We start from the raw sequence: 14,464 nt of genomic DNA on the forward strand, positions 1-14,464 counted from the left end.
TTGTCGGAGTCGGCCGAGTACGCCCGGTACGAGGCCGATCCTCGGTCTTGCGAGGCACCGCACCAGCCGCCGCGGGCCCCGCCCTGCGGGCGGACGGCGCTACTTCGAAGACGGGCCCTAGGCCCGGTCCGGGCCTCCGATGCCGAGCGCTTCGGTGGTCGTCGGGTTGATCAGCAGGACCAGCGCCGTCACGGCGACCACCGCGAGCGCGATCCCGGCCGGAATCAGCGCGCCGCTGGAGTTCAGCAGCGTCCAGGCGACCGGCAGCGCCATGAACTGGGTGGCGAGTGCGGGGCCCCGGCTCCAGCCGCGCCGCAGCAGCAGCCCACGGGCCGCGAGCAGCGGGATGACGCCGAGGGCGACGAGGGTGAGACCGCCCATCACGGACTGCTGCGGGTCGTCGGGCCGCCCGAGCAGACCCATGACGAGCAGGTATCCGCCGCCGGCGACGAGCGCGAGGGCTTCGAGCCCCGCGCAGGCGGCCGCCGCGGTCAGCCGGCCGGGACGCGGGCTCGGGTCGGGGGTGTTCTGGTCGACTCTGCTCACCCCAGCAGGGTAGCCGCCGGCTCCCGGTGACCGGCGGGGCCCCGGACGGCGCGCGGACCGCCCGGGGACGGGGCGGGTGCCCATGGCCGGTAATCTCGTCCGTATGCGCGCACTCCTTGTGGTCAATCCGGCAGCAACCACCACCAGTGCCCGCACACGCGACGTACTCATCCACGCGCTCGCCAGCGAGATGAAGCTGGAGGCGGTGACGACCGAGTACCGGGGGCACGCCCGCGATCTGGGGCGGCGCGCGGCGGACTCCGACGACATAGAGCTGGTCGTCGCCCTCGGCGGCGACGGCACGGTCAACGAGGTCGTCAACGGCCTTCTGCACAAAGGTCCGGACCCCGACCGGCTGCCGAGACTGGCCGTCGTGCCGGGCGGTTCGACGAATGTCTTCGCCCGTGCGCTGGGGCTGCCGAATGACGCCGTGGAGGCGACCGGCGCCATTCTGGACGCGCTGAGTAACCGGAGCGAACGCACTGTCGGTCTGGGACTGGCGGCCGGGACCCCGGGAACCGACGATGAATCAGTTCCTTCGCGCTGGTTCACTTTCTGCGCGGGATTGGGATTCGACGCGGGAGTGGTCGGCCGGGTCGAACAACAGCGGGAGCGCGGTAAGCGTTCGACGCACGCGCTCTATGTGCGCCAGGTGGTACGGCAGTTCCTGGACGAACCTCATCGCAGGCGCGGCATGATCACCCTCGACCGGCCGGGCGAGAAGCCGGTCACGGACCTCGTGCTGTCGATAGTCTGCAACACCGCCCCCTACTCCTACCTGGGCAATCGTCCGCTGTACGCGTCTCCGGGCGCGTCGTTCGACACCGCTCTGGATGTGCTCGGACTGAGCAAGTTGTCGACTCCGGCGGTGGCGCGTTATGCGACGCAGCTGCTCAATTCGACCCCCGATCGGGGGCCCCACGGCAGGCACGCGGTTTCCCTTCATGACCTGACGGACTTCACCTTGCAATCGAAGGTCCCACTGCCCTTCCAGATGGATGGCGACCACCTGGGACTGCGAACGAGCGTGACGTTCACAGGCGTACGCCGTGCACTGCGTGTGATTGTGTGAGTGGAAGTGGGGAAAGTCCTTTCACTCGAACGTTTAGGCTGGCATCCACCCCATGGAAGTACGGCTGTGACCGAGTCGACACCGAGGAATCAAAAAAAACTTTCCTGAAGGGGTTGTATCCGCCGCCGAGGTTTGCGAATCTCTACATGGCGCTCGGGACGGCCCGCAACACCGGCCTCCACTGAGCACCAGAACCCCCTCCTCAAGCCAGGACCACCCCAGTTCGTCTGGGCGTCGGCCCTTCCCTTGTCCGGGGATTCGTGAAAGCGTTCACATTCACAAGCAATCAGCACGTAACACCAAGAGAGGTAGCAGCCATGGACTGGCGTCACAACGCCGTTTGCCGCGAGGAAGACCCCGAGCTCTTCTTCCCCATCGGCAACACCGGTCCTGCGCTGCTGCAGATCGAGGAAGCCAAGGCCGTCTGCCGTCGCTGCCCCGTCATGGAGCAGTGTCTGCAGTGGGCGCTCGAGTCCGGTCAGGACTCGGGTGTCTGGGGTGGCCTCAGCGAGGACGAGCGCCGCGCGATGAAGCGCCGTGCCGCTCGCAACCGGGCGCGTAACGCGACCGCCTGAGACACCGCACCCACCTTGAGCACGGCGGCGCGTACAGCGTGTACGCATAACCCCGCCCCCGAACCGCAGCGCGCAGTACCCCCCGATGCGCAACGTCACAGAGCTTGAGGCCGAGCCCCGGACCGTCATCACGGTCCGGGGCTCGTCGCTGTGACAACCGCCGTTCGACTACTTGTGCGGCTCCACCGGGATGTCGAGGATCACCCTCGTCCCCCGCTCCTGGCCGGGAAGCATGTCGAACCCGCCGCCCAACTCCCCTTCCACCAGCGTCCGTACGATCTGCAGACCCAGGTTGCCGGCCCGCCTGGGGTCGAATCCCTCGGGCAGTCCACGGCCGTCGTCCTGGACGGTGATGAGCAGCCGGGCGTCCGAACGGCCCACGTCGCCGGGGCGCCTGGGCCCGTTCCCGCCGCTGCGGACGGCGTGCACCTCGACCGTGCCGCGCTCCCCCGTCTCGAAGGCGTGCTCCAGCGCGTTCTGCAGGATCTCGGTGAGGACCATGGAGAGCGGCGTGGCCACTTCCGCGTCCAGAATCCCGAACCGGCCCGTCCGGCGCACCGTCTTGCCGGGTGAGATCTCCGACACCATCGCGAGCACCCGGTCGGCGATCTCGTCGAACTCGACCCGTTCGTCCAGATTCTGAGAAAGCGTCTCATGGACGATGGCGATGGAACCGACCCTCCGCACGGCCTCGTTGAGGGCCTCACGGCCCTGTTCCGAGTCCATCCGGCGCGCCTGGAGCCTGAGCAGCGCGGCGACCGTCTGGAGATTGTTCTTCACCCGGTGGTGGATCTCCCGGATCGTGGCGTCCTTCGTTATCAACTCGCGCTCACGGCGCCGCAGTTCGGTGACGTCACGGAGCAGGATCAGCGAACCGATCCGGGTGCCCTTCGGCTTGAGCGGGATGGCGCGCAGCTGGATGACACCGCCGGCGCTCTCCACCTCGGTCTCGCGCGGGGCGTATCCGCTGGCCAGTTTGACCAGGGCCTCGTCCACGGGGCCGCGCGCCGGGGCGAGTTCGTCGGTCGTCTGGCCGAGGTGGTGTCCCACCAGGTCGGACGCGAGTCCCAGCCGGTGATACGCGGAGAGCGCGTTGGGGCTCGCGTACTGGACGACGCCGTCGACGTCGAGCCTGATCAGACCGTCGCCGACGCGTGGTGACGCGTCCATGTCGACCTGCTGGCCGGGGAAGGGAAACGATCCGGCAGCGATCATCTGGGCGAGGTCGGAGGCGGACTGGAGGTAGGTGAGCTCCAGCCGGCTGGGGGTGCGGACGGTGAGGAGGTTGGTGTTGCGGGCGATGACGCCGAGGACGCGGCCCTCGCGGCGTACGGGGATCGACTCCACCCGCACCGGGACCTCCTCCCGCCACTCCGGGTCGCCCTCGCGCACGATCCGGCCCTCGTCCAGCGCGGCGTCCAGGAGGGGCCTGCGGCCCCGGGGGACGAGGTGGCCGACCATGTCGTCCTGGTAGGACGTGGGGCCGGTGTTGGGCCGCATCTGGGCCACGGAGACATAGCGGGCGCCGTCGCGGGTCGGGACCCACAGGACGAGGTCCGCGAAGGACAGGTCGGAGAGCAGCTGCCACTCCGAGACCAGCAGATGGAGCCATTCGAGGTCGGACTCGGTCAGGGCGGTGTGCTGGCGCACGAGGTCGTTCATGGAGGGCACAGAGGCGAGCGTACCCGTGGGGTGAACCGGGGCGGTCCGCGCGACGTGGTGGTGGGAGGGGCCGGAAAAAGCCCTGCCCGATCGATGGACAGATGCGAATGGTCTAGTCCACAATACTTGGGTAAAGCTTCCGCCCTCCCCGCACAGGAGGGCGGAACGAGGTAACCGGCGCTCTCTGCCCTGACTGCGTCGATACCTCTTTCACGGCCCTCGTGGCCGTAGCAACTCCGGGCTGCGGTGCCGGACGGGCTGAGGGTCCCGTCCTGGCGCCGCGGCCCGTGGGTGTTTCCGGGGCCGGCGCGCATGGGCCGCGGCCTTTCCGAAGGAGTCGTCGCGGACGTGCCGGGCGCCTCCCCATCGCCGAAGATGACCGGGGGACGACGCCCACGGGGCCCGCACAAGTCGACCACCGGAACGCGTTCCCCCGCCGGCGGAAGGGGCCGCGCCGCCGCCTGGCGCTCTGCTAGATTGGTCTATACCACGAGACTCAGAGGACTCTTACCAGATCGGCAGGCCCAGCGTGGAAGTTGTCATCGTCCAGGACGCCAAGGCGGGCGGCGAGCTCATAGCGGAGACCATCGCGGACCTGCTGCGCCGTAAGCACGACGCCCTGCTCGGGGTGGCCACGGGATCGACCCCGCTGCCCATCTACCAGGCGCTGACCGCCAAGGTACGGGCCGGCGCGGTGGACGCCTCGGGCGCCCGTATCGCGCAGCTGGACGAGTACGTCGGGCTGCCGGCCGGGCACCCGGAGTCGTACCGCTCGGTGGTCCTGCGCGAGGTCGTCGAGCCGCTCGGGCTCACCGAGGACGCGTTCATGGGGCCGGACGGCTCCGCCGAGGACGTACAGGCGGCGTGCGAGGCGTACGACCTGGCCCTCGCCGAGGCCGGCGGGGTGGACCTCCAGCTGCTCGGCATCGGGACCGACGGGCACATCGGCTTCAACGAGCCGTGCTCGTCACTGGCCTCGCGCACCCGCATCAAGACGCTGACGCGCCAGACCCGGGAGGACAACGCCCGGTTCTTCGACAGCCCGGACGAGGTGCCGCACCACGTCATCACCCAGGGCATCGGCACGATCCTGGAGGCCCGGCACCTGGTGCTGCTGGCCACGGGCGAGGGCAAGGCCGAGGCCGTGGCGCAGACCGTGGAGGGGCCGGTGGCCGCCGTCGTACCCGCCTCCGCGCTGCAACTTCACCCGCACGCCACCGTGGTGGTCGACGAGGCCGCCGCGTCCAAGCTGAAGCTCGCGGAGTACTTCCGCGCCACGTACGCCGCGAAGCCGGACTGGCAGGGCATCTGACGGATTCACCGGGGACACCGGACGGGCGAAACGCCGGAGGGGCCGCACCCGCGGCCCCTCCGGCGTTCGCGTACCGGCGCCCCGTTCAGGCGCCCCGGCCCGTGAGGGCTTCCGCCGCCGCCCGGCCGCAGACGCGCGCGGCGCCGTACGTGGCGATGTGCGGGCTTCCCGTGGGCTCGGCGTGGTTGACACCCATCTCCACGACGGCGGTGTCCGGACGGGCGGCGAGGATGGCGTCCAGGACGGCCGCCATCCAGGAGTGCCGGTGCGCGTCGCGTACGACGGCGACGATCCTGCGCTCCCCGGCGGCGGCCAGCACCTGGGCGGCGTCGTTCCCGCTGCCGTAGGTGCCCGTCTCCGTGCCCGGCAGCAGCGCCGCGAGTTCGGCGGCGACGCCCCAAGGGGTCTCGTCGCCGACGGCGATGTTCGCGACAGGGGCGAAGGACGCGACGTACGGCGCCTCCTGAAGAGGTTCGACCGTGCCGGTCACCCGCAGGGCGCGGCGCGCGGCGATCAGCCCGATGCCGGTTCCGTCGGCGGTGCCGGCTCCGGCGCGCGCGGCGGAGCCGGCGACGCCGGGCGCGGTCCCCTCCTGTACGGCCGCGCCCGGCCCCGAAGCCCCCCTCACCCGGCGCGTCCAGTCGGCGAGGGCGCGTACTCGCGCCGCCGCGTCGGCCAGCCGCTCCTCGGGCAGTTCGCCTTCCCGTACCGCGTCGACCAATGCGTCGCGCAGTCGCAGGACGGTCTCCTCGTCGGCCAGGCCGCCGCCGACACAGATCGCGTCGACGCCCGCGGCGATCGCGAGGACGGAGCCGCGCTCGATGCCGTACGTCGACGCGATGGCCCGCATCTCGATGCCGTCGGTGACGATCAGACCGTCGAAGCCCAGCTCCTCACGGAGCAGACCGGTGAGGATCTGCGGGCTGAGCGTCGCGGGGCGGTCGGGGTCGAGCGCGGAAAGCAGGATGTGCGCGCTCATCACCGATTTGGAACCCGCGGTGATCGCGGAGCGGAAGGGCGCCAGTTCACGGGCGTGCAGCGTGTCGAAATCCACGTCGATGCGCGGCAGCGCGTGGTGCGAGTCGACGGCCGTGTCGCCGTGTCCGGGGAAGTGCTTGGTGCAGGCGGCCACCCCGGCGGACTGGAGCCCTTCCACATAGGCGGCCGTGTGCCGGGACACGAGCGCCGGATCGGCGCCGAAGGAGCGGACACCGATGACGGGGTTGTTGACGTCGGAGTTGACGTCGGCGGACGGCGCCCAGTTGAGGTTGACGCCGCACGCGGCGAGCCGGCTGCCCAGCTCGCGCGCGACCGCCCGGGTGAGGTCCACGTCGTCGACGGAGCCGAGCGCGTAGTTGCCGGGGAAGGACGACCCGTTCCGTACTTCGAGACGGGTGACGTCCCCGCCCTCCTCGTCGATGGCGACGAGGATGTCGTCCCGCTCGGCCCTGAGCTGCGCGGTGAGCGCGGCCAGTTGGGCCGGCGAGGTGATGTTGCGGCCGAAGAGGCCGACGGAGGTGAGTCCTTCGCCGATGCGCCGCAGCAGCCAGTCCGGCGCCGTGGTGCCGTGGAAGCCGGGCTGGAGGACGGCGAGGGCGTCCCTGGTCAGGGTGTCCGAGCGGTGGGTGAGAGTGGTCATACGGCGCTATCCCTTTACTGCGCCGGATGTCAGACCGGTCGCCATCTTCTTCTGAATGATCATGAAGAACACCACCACCGGCAGCGCGATCAGGGTCGAGGACGCCATCAGCGCCCCGTAGTCGGTGCCGCGCTCGGTGGTGAAGGTCATCAGCCACACGTTGAGCGTGTACTTGGAGTTGTCGTTGATCAGGATGTACGCGAAGAGGTACTCGTTCCACGCGTTGACCAGCGCGAAGATCGACGCCGCCGCGAGGCCCGGGGCCAGCAGGGGGAAGATCACCCGCCGGAAAGCGCCCATCCGCGTACAGCCGTCGACCATGGCCGACTCCTCCAGCTCCACCGGGATGTTCACGACGAAGCCGCGGATCATGATGATCGCGAACGGCAGCGTGGAGACCAGGTAGACGATGATCAGGCCCCAGTACTCGTCCAGGCCCCCGATCGCGTTGAGCTGCGCGTAGATCGGGATGAGCATCGCCGTCGGCGGCAGCATCTGTACGAGGATCAGCACCATCAGCAGCGCGCGACGGCCGAAGAATCTGAACCGGCCGATGGCGAGCGCCGCCAGCGTCGCGATGATCATGCCGCCGACGACCGCGGTGACCGAGACGATCAGGCTGGACTGGACGGCGGTGGCGAAGTTCGGCTGGTCGACCGCGCGGGCGAAGTTGTCGAAGGTGAGCGACGACGGCCACAGCGTCTGGTCGTAGGAGCGGATCTCGTGGTTGGGCCGCAGCGAGCTGATGACCAGCCAGTACACCGGGAATGCCATGACGACGGCGAAGAGGAGACCGAGTACGTCGTAGAGGCCGCGGCTCCTCTTGCGGTCCGGGCGCAGCTTCTGCTCGACGGCCGCCGGGGGCGTGGCCGGAACGGGCGCGGGCGCGGTGGAGGTTGAGGTGCTCATTCGACCTCTCCTGTCTTCATCAGCTGACGCAGGTAGAACACGGCCACGCCGGAGAGCAGCAGGACGGTGATCAGGGCGATCGCGGTGCCCTGGCTGAAGGAGGTGGACTCGAAGGCCTTGGAGAAGGAGTAGAGGCCGAGGGTCTCGTACTCCGGTTCGGGCTTGTTGCCGCGCAACAGCCAGATCTGGCCGAATACGTTGAAGTCCCAGATCACCGAGAGCGTGGTGACCATGACGAAGACCGGGCGGATGACGGGCCAGGTCACGTAGCGGAACACGCCGCTGACGTTGGCGCCGTCGAGGGCCGCCGCCTCCTCCAGTTCCCGGGGGACCTGGGTGAGGGCCGCGTACAGCGTGATCACGACGAAGGGGACGGCGCCCCAGACGACCAGCAGGGTGATGATCGCGAAGCCCTGCCAGGGGTCGAGGAACCAGTTGTGGCCGAGGAAGTCCTCGCCGGCGACCTTGGCTATCAGGGTGTTCAGCAGGCCGTAGTCGGAGTCCGACAGCCAGCGGAAGATCGAGGCGGCGACCATCAGGGGCATCGACCAGGCGGCGATCAGCGCCGCGGTCAGTGTCAGGCGCACCCAGGTGGACAGCCGGGTCATCATCATGGCGACCAGCAGGCCGATGGCCATGGTGAGTCCGACACAGACGATCATGAACAGCACGGTGCGGCCGGTGACGGACCAGAATTCCTCGTCACCGAGGATGTTGGTGAACTGCTCGAAGCCGACCCAGGGCGGCGACTCCCCCGTCCACAGCTCGCGCCGGCCCATGTCCTGGAAGGACATGATCACGGTCTTGGCGAGGGGGAACGCGTAGACGGCGGCGATGGCGACGATCGCCGGGAGGATCAGCAGGAACGGGAGGAGTTCGCCCTTCTTACGGCGTCTCTTCCCGGTGACCTTGACCGTCTCCTTCTCCGGGCCGGGCCGGCCGTCTGTCCCTTTCGGGTCACGCGGTACCGGGGGCGCCGGTGGTCCGGCGGCCTCCTGCGTGTCGGCAGCAGTCACGTGACTGACCTTCCGTTTCATTCTCTGCACCGAATCCACGCCCGAAAGGGCGGGGAGCGGGGGTCCGGTGGTGACCGGACCCCCGCCCGCCCGCCGTTGAGCCGACGGGCCTCCGGGGGCGGGGGCGCCGGAGGCCCTGGCGCTCAGGACCCTGGGGTCAGGACTCTTCGTTGATCAGTTCGTTGATCTTCGAGTCGGCCGCCTTCGTCGCGTCGGCCACCGAGTCACCCTTGAGGATCGACAGGAGCATGTTCTGCAGGACCTCCTCCTTCTCGATGGAGGTCCAGCCGGGCGCGATCGGGGTGAACCACGCGTCGGGCACCGCGTTGGCGATCGCGGCCGTCTCCGGCTTCGCCTTCAGCGGCTCCAGCTGCTTCTCGTTGTTCGGGAGGATGTTCTTGCCCGCGAGGACTTCCATGGACTTCTCGCTGGTGAACATCGAGACCCAGTCCCCGGCCAGGTCCTGGACCTTGGACTTGCTGGTGATGGCCAGGTCGGAGCCGCCGATGAAGGAGGGCAGCGCCTTGCCGTTCGGGCCGGGCATTCCGGCGGTGAGGATCTTGCCCTCAAGCTTCGGGTTGCCGTTGTTCTTGCCGTCGATGACGGAGCCCGACTCCCAGCCGTTGCCGTAGATGAGGGCCGCCTTCTCGTTGGCCATCACATTGGCGTGGTCCTGCTCGTCCTTGGTCAGGTCGGCCTTGTTGTACTTCTTGACCAGGTCGATGAAGTGCTGGATGCCCTTCTGCGACTCGGGCGAGGAGAGCGAGGCCTTCCACTCCTTCGCGCCCTCGTCGTACTCGGCGATCTTGCCGTCGTACGCGGCGACGTAGGACATGGCGGCGTACCAGTAACGGCCCGGCAGGTAGAGGCTGGAGGAACGCTTGTCCTTCTTGCCGTTCTCCTTCGCGACCTTGTCCATGGCCGCGAGCATCTCGTCCTCGGTCTCCGGCAGCGTGTCGAGGCCGGCGCCCTTCTTGAGCATGTCCGTGTTGTAGATCGCCACACGCGCACCGGCGTAGTACGGCACGCAGTACTGCTTGCCCTCGAAGGTGCAGGTGTCCTTCAGCCCCTGGATCCAGGTGTCCGAGTTGTCGTACTTCTTGGGATCGATCTCGGCGACCGCGCCGTTGAGGATGTACTGCATCGTCTCGGTGTTGCCGAGCTCGACCACGTCCGGGAACTTGTCGCCACCGAGGGCGGTGTCGAGCTTCTTGGCCTTGTCCGCCCACTGCTGGTACTGGACATTGACCTTGACGTTCGGGTACTTCTCCTTGAACTGCGCGTTGACGTCCTTGACCAGTTCCGGCCAGGTGCTCTGCGCGTCCACCATCAGCCAGACGGTGACTGTGTCCTTACGGTCCTTCGGGTCCTTCGCCGAATTGCTGTCGTCGGATCCGCACGCCGCGACCGAGAACATCATGCCCGCGACGCCGATCGCCGCGATGAGCTTGCGCTTCACGCCACCCTCCTCAGGGATTCCTGCAACCCCCTCCCCACCGCGCTGACTTACGACGAGTACCACCGGGGCTGGGACCTGGTCTTTAATGGTTTAGACCAGTACGGGGAGCTTGGCCTAGACCTTTAGGGGTGTCAAGGGTGTATAAGAGGGCTGTCGTGTCCGTTATCGGACCGACACCTGGATCGGGGAGACGACCCGCGACCGGACCGTGCCACCATGTGAGCCGCAACAGACGGAGGAGCCGGTGACGGCAGCAGCGCAGGAGTCGGGAAGGCAGGCCATGGCCACGGACGGGGGCGGCACCGAGACCGAGAACGGGGCGGCGACCCGTACCGCACGCGTGCCCAAGTACTACCGGCTGAAGCGGCACTTGCTCGACATGACGGAGACGCTGCCGCCGGGCACGCCCGTACCGCCGGAGCGCACCCTGGCGGCCGAATTCGACACCTCGCGCACCACGGTGCGCCAGGCGCTCCAGGAGCTGGTCGTCGAGGGCCGGCTGGAGCGCATCCAGGGCAAGGGCACGTTCGTGGCCAAGCCCAAGGTCTCGCAGGCGCTCCAGCTCACCTCGTACACCGAGGACATGCGCGCGCAAGGTCTGGAACCGACCTCGCAACTCCTCGACATCGGCTACGTCACCGCCGACGACACGCTCGCCGGGCTGCTCGACATCACCACGGGCGGGCGCGTGCTGCGCATCGAACGGCTACGGCTGGCGAGCGGCGAGCCGATGGCGATCGAGACCACACACCTTTCGGCCAAACGCTTCCCCGCGCTGCGCCGTTCGCTCGTCAAGTACACCTCCCTCTACACGGCGCTGGCCGAGGTGTACGGCGTGCACCTGGCGGAGGCCGAGGAGACGATCGAGACGTCGCTGGCGACGCCGCGCGAGGCGGGGCTGCTGGGGACGGATGTGGGCCTGCCCATGCTGATGCTCTCGCGGCACTCGATCGACACCGCCGGGGAGCCGGTGGAGTGGGTGCGGTCGGTGTACCGGGGCGACCGGTACAAGTTCGTGGCGCGGCTGCGCAGGCCCACCGACTGAGACTGGACGAAACACACCGAGCACGACAAAGCCCCACGTCAGACGGCCCGTTGAGGAACCGGCGCAGGAGTACGGCACGCACACCGTTGCCGTACCGATATGCGGACGGGGGGTGACGCATGCCGAGACGTTCCCTTAGATTTCCTGCGTGTTTCAGCAGGTGACCAGTGAGGGGACGACTCGCCATGCCAGAGCCGGCACCAGCAAATTCCACCCAGGAACCGTCACAGGAACCGTCCGGGCGTCCGACGCCGAAGTCGATGGTGATCTGGGCGCTCGTCGCCCTGGTGGGCGCGGTCGGCTGGGGCGTCCTCGCGCTGTCGCGCGGTGAGGAGATCTCCGCCGCCTGGATGCTCGCGGCGGCACTCGGTTCGTACGCCATCGCGTACCGCTTCTACTCCAGATTCATCGCGCGGCGGGTACTGAAGGTCGACAAGACGCGGGCCACGCCCGCCGAACGCCTCGACAACGGTGTCGACTTCCACCCCACCGACCGGCGCGTGCTCTTCGGGCACCACTTCGCGGCCGTCGCGGGCGCGGGACCGCTCGTCGGGCCGGTACTGGCCGCCCAGATGGGCTATCTGCCGGGCACCATCTGGATCGTCGTGGGCGTCATCTTCGCGGGCGCGGTCCAGGACATGGTCACGCTCTTCTTCTCCACGCGCCGCGACGGCCGTTCGCTGGGCCAGATCGCCCGTGACGAGATAGGCCCATTCGGCGGCGCCGCCGCGCTCATCGCGGTCTTCCTGATCATGATCATCCTGCTGGCCGTGCTGGCACTGGTCATCGTCAACGCGCTGGCGGACTCGCCGTGGGGTGTCTTCTCCATCGCGATGACCATCCCGATCGCGCTCTTCATGGGCGTGTACCTGCGGGTGCTGCGGCCGGGCAAGGTCAGCGAGGTCTCGCTGATCGGCGTGGCGCTGCTGCTGTTCGCGATCGTCGCCGGCGGCTGGGTCGCCGAGTCCTCGCTGGCCGACACGTTCACGCTGGAGGCCGGCACGCTGGTCATCTGGATGATCGTGTACGGCTTCCTCGCCTCCGTACTGCCGGTCTGGATGCTGCTGGCGCCGCGCGACTATCTGTCGACCTTCATGAAGGTCGGCACGATCGCGCTGCTGGCGGTCGGTGTCGTCGTCGCGCTGCCGACGATGAAGATGGACGCGGTCACGGAGTTCGCGAGCCGGGGTGACGGTCCGGTCTTCGCCGGTTCGATGTTCCCGTTCGTCTTCATCACCATCGCGTGCGGCGCGCTGTCCGGTTTCCACGCACTGGTCTCCTCGGGCACCACGCCGAAGATGGTGCAGAAGGAGACCCAGATCCGGATGATCGGGTACGGCGCGATGCTCACCGAGTCGTTCGTCGCGATCATGGCGATGATCACGGCGTGCATCATCGACCCGGGGCTGTACTTCGCGGTCAACTCCCCCGCCGGAGTCATCGGCGGCACGGTCGAGTCCGCCTCCCAGGCCGTCGCCAACCTCGGCTTCACCATCTCTCCGGACCAGCTCGCCCAGGCGGCGAAGGACGTCGAGGAGTCGAGCCTGCTGTCCCGTACGGGCGGCGCGCCGACCTTCGCGCTCGGCATGTCGGACATCTTCTCGTCCGTCATCGGCGGCACGGGGATGAAGGCGTTCTGGTACCACTTCGCCATCATGTTCGAGGCGTTGTTCATCCTCACGACGGTGGACGCGGGGACACGCGTCGGGCGCTTCATGCTCCAGGACATGCTCGGCAACGTGTACAAGCCGATGCGGCAGGTCAGTTGGAAGCCGGGCGTCTGGTTCGCCAGCGCCGTGGTCGTCGGCGCGTGGGGCTACTTCCTCTGGGTCGGCGTGCACGACCCGCTGGGCGGCATCAACCAGCTCTTCCCGCTGTTCGGCATCGCGAACCAGCTCCTGGCGGCGGTGGCGCTCGCCGTGTGCACCACGCTGCTGGTGAAGTCCGGCCGGCTCAAATGGGCCTGGGTGACGGGAGTTCCGCTCGCCTGGGACGCGGCGGTCACGCTCACCGCGAGCTGGCAGAAGATCTTCTCCGACGACCCGAGGGTCGGTTTCTTCACCCAGCGCGACGTCTACCAGGCGGGCATCGACAAGGGCGAGGTGATCCCGCCGGCGAAGACGATGGACGACATGCACACGGTCGTCACCAACTCGACGGTGGACGGCGTCCTTTCGGCGGTCTTCGCGATCCTGATCCTCGTGGTCATCGCCGACGCGGCGCGGGTCTGCTACAAGGCGATCCGCCACCCGGAGAGCGTGAAGCTGTCGGAGACGCCGTACGTGAAGTCGGAACTGGTCGCACCGGCGGGCCTGATCGCGACGAAGGAGGAGAAGGCGGAGCTGGCGGCGGCGGAAGCGTCGAGGGCGGGGGCGTCGGCCGGGGCGGGCCCGTCATGACGTCCGCGGCGAAGGTACGGCACGCGGTGGGCCGGATCCGCTGGTACGTAAGGGAGTTGACGGGCGAGTCGGCGTACGACCACTACGTGGCCCACACGCGCGCCTGCGACCCGTCGGCGGAGATCAAGACCCGCCGTGCTTTCGAACGCGATCGGATGGACGCACGGGAGGCGGACCCGAGGGAAGGGTTCCGCTGCTGCTGAGCGCTCGGTGGGCCCGTCGCGTCTCCACAAGGGGATACGACGGGCCCTCCGCATGAGTGCGGGACTTCTCATCCCGTGTCGCACACTGCATGTATGGATCAGACGACACGGCCGGCGACCGACTTCACCATCAGAGCGGCCGAGCCCGCCGAGTACGACACGCTCGGCGAGATAACCGCGCGCGCCTATCTGGACGACGGACTGCTGGACTTCGGGGATGGGGACCCCTATCTGGCGACCCTGCGGGACGTCGCGGCGCGTGCCGAGGGGGCCGAGGTGCTCGTAGCCGTCGGCGGGGACGGGCACCTGCTCGGTGGGGTGGCCCACGTCTCCGGCCCGTCCGCGTGGGCCGATCTGGCCGGGGACGGGGAGGCCGAGTTCCGCATGCTGGCCGTCGCACCGGCCGCCCGGGGCCGGGGTGTCGGCGGGGCGCTGGTACGGGCCTGTGTGGACCGCGCGCGGGCCACCGAGGGGTGTGTACGGGTGCGGCTGTCCACGCAGAAGTCGATGACGGGCGCGCACCGGATCTACGAGCGCCTGGGCTTCGTACGGACCCCGGAGCGCGACTGGTCTCCCGTCCCGGGGCTGTCCCTGCTCACCTACAGCCTGGAGATCTAAGGCGTTTCG

13 protein-coding genes are annotated in these 14,464 nt (G+C 68.7%); 7 read left to right on the forward strand and 6 right to left on the reverse strand.

The genetic code is table 11. From position 1 onward, the window contains the following. Window positions 1–117: 117 nt before the first annotated feature. Window positions 118–546: a hypothetical protein gene (locus P3L51_RS10355; protein WP_354604826.1), complete on the reverse strand. Its 429-nt coding sequence runs from the start codon at window positions 544–546 to the stop codon at window positions 118–120. A 103-nt stretch (window positions 547–649) separates the two neighbouring features. On the opposite strand from P3L51_RS10355, the gene P3L51_RS10360 reads away from it, so the two are divergent. After that, entirely contained in the window at window positions 650–1,618 is a 969-nt protein-coding gene (locus tag P3L51_RS10360) for a diacylglycerol/lipid kinase family protein (protein ID WP_354604827.1), read from the forward strand. Between the two features lie 317 nt (window positions 1,619–1,935). Next, a complete protein-coding gene (locus P3L51_RS10365; protein WP_004937597.1) occupies window positions 1,936–2,193 on the forward strand; it encodes a WhiB family transcriptional regulator in 258 nt (85 codons plus the stop codon). 168 nt (window positions 2,194–2,361) lie between these two features. Here the strand turns inward: P3L51_RS10365 and P3L51_RS10370 are convergent, their stop codons facing one another. Then, entirely contained in the window at window positions 2,362–3,855 is a 1,494-nt protein-coding gene (locus P3L51_RS10370) for a histidine kinase N-terminal domain-containing protein (RefSeq protein WP_354604866.1), read from the reverse strand. 529 nt (window positions 3,856–4,384) lie between these two features. Between P3L51_RS10370 and nagB the strand changes: the two genes are divergently transcribed. Next, on the forward strand, window positions 4,385–5,167 hold the full coding sequence (gene nagB, locus P3L51_RS10375) for a glucosamine-6-phosphate deaminase (RefSeq protein ID WP_354604828.1): 783 nt from the start codon (window positions 4,385–4,387) through the stop codon (window positions 5,165–5,167). 85 nt (window positions 5,168–5,252) lie between these two features. Here the strand turns inward: nagB and P3L51_RS10380 are convergent, their stop codons facing one another. The 4 genes from P3L51_RS10380 to P3L51_RS10395 form a co-directional block, all read right to left on the reverse strand. Beyond that, window positions 5,253–6,806, reverse strand: coding sequence for a glycoside hydrolase family 3 protein (locus P3L51_RS10380; protein WP_354604829.1), 1,554 nt, complete (start codon window positions 6,804–6,806; stop codon window positions 5,253–5,255). 6 nt (window positions 6,807–6,812) lie between these two features. Continuing rightward, the gene (locus tag P3L51_RS10385; protein ID WP_354604830.1) at window positions 6,813–7,715 is read right to left on the reverse strand and encodes a carbohydrate ABC transporter permease; all 903 of its coding nucleotides are present in this window, start codon (window positions 7,713–7,715) and stop codon (window positions 6,813–6,815) included. After that, a complete protein-coding gene (locus P3L51_RS10390) occupies window positions 7,712–8,731 on the reverse strand; it encodes a carbohydrate ABC transporter permease (RefSeq protein ID WP_354604831.1) in 1,020 nt (339 codons plus the stop codon). Before P3L51_RS10390 ends, P3L51_RS10385 begins: the two co-directional genes overlap by 4 nt. Before the next feature lie 157 nt (window positions 8,732–8,888). Continuing rightward, the gene (locus P3L51_RS10395; protein WP_354604832.1) at window positions 8,889–10,190 is read right to left on the reverse strand and encodes a sugar ABC transporter substrate-binding protein; all 1,302 of its coding nucleotides are present in this window, start codon (window positions 10,188–10,190) and stop codon (window positions 8,889–8,891) included. 280 nt (window positions 10,191–10,470) lie between these two features. Between P3L51_RS10395 and P3L51_RS10400 the strand changes: the two genes are divergently transcribed. The 4 genes from P3L51_RS10400 (at window position 10,471) to P3L51_RS10415 (ending at window position 14,455) form a co-directional block, all read left to right on the forward strand. Beyond that, the gene (locus tag P3L51_RS10400) at window positions 10,471–11,235 is read left to right on the forward strand and encodes a GntR family transcriptional regulator (RefSeq protein WP_354604867.1); all 765 of its coding nucleotides are present in this window, start codon (window positions 10,471–10,473) and stop codon (window positions 11,233–11,235) included. Between the two features lie 185 nt (window positions 11,236–11,420). Next, window positions 11,421–13,634, forward strand: a complete 2,214-nt coding sequence (locus P3L51_RS10405; protein WP_435594419.1) for a carbon starvation CstA family protein — start codon at window positions 11,421–11,423, stop codon at window positions 13,632–13,634. Next, entirely contained in the window at window positions 13,631–13,837 is a 207-nt protein-coding gene (locus P3L51_RS10410; protein WP_354604834.1) for a YbdD/YjiX family protein, read from the forward strand. The genes P3L51_RS10405 and P3L51_RS10410 overlap by 4 nt, the downstream gene beginning before the upstream one ends. A gap of 93 nt (window positions 13,838–13,930) precedes the next feature. Further along, on the forward strand, window positions 13,931–14,455 hold the full coding sequence (locus P3L51_RS10415; protein ID WP_354604835.1) for a GNAT family N-acetyltransferase: 525 nt from the start codon (window positions 13,931–13,933) through the stop codon (window positions 14,453–14,455). Window positions 14,456–14,464: the final 9 nt, after the last annotated feature.

This window comes from Streptomyces panacea (assembly GCF_040560175.1).
GTDB lineage: Bacteria > Actinomycetota > Actinomycetes > Streptomycetales > Streptomycetaceae > Streptomyces > Streptomyces panacea.